This is a genomic window from Roseateles sp. P5_B10 (assembly GCF_056400485.1).
Window position 1 is genome coordinate 1 of record NZ_JBFULE010001772.1, and the last position, 518, is coordinate 518.

Genomic DNA, 518 nt, shown 5'->3' on the forward strand with positions numbered 1-518 from the left:
CGGGAAGATCAACCTGCTGCTGCTGGTCGTGATCATCGGAGCGATCCTGATGAGCGCGAGCTGGAAGCCCGGCATCACTTTCACCGTGCTCGGCACGCCACTCGCATTGCAGGATCTGCTGCGCGACGCGATCTTCGTGCTGGTGACATTTGCGTCGCTGTGGCTGACAAAGACCGAGCACCGCAAGGCCAACGATTTCAAATGGGGCCCGATCGAGGAAGTCGCGCTGTTGTTCGCGGGCATCTTCATCTGCATCGTGCCTGTGATGGCGATGCTGCAGGCCGGCGCGCAGGGGCCGTTTGCACCGCTGGTTGCCCTTGTCAGCCATGCCGACGGTACGCCGAACAACGCGGCCTATTTCTGGCTCACTGGTATCCTGTCGTCGTTCCTCGACAACGCCCCGACCTATCTGGTGTTCTTCGAACTGACCGGCGGCGACGCCAGGACGCTTATGACGACAGGCGCTGCGACACTTGCTGCAATTTCAGCCGGCGCGGTGTTCATGGGCGCCAACACCT

General features: G+C 61.6%; 1 protein-coding gene. It reads left to right on the forward strand.

The features are described from left to right. The coding region (locus AC1DU6_RS35825; protein ID WP_477863406.1) for a sodium:proton antiporter at nucleotides 1–518 on the forward strand (518 nt) is incomplete at both ends.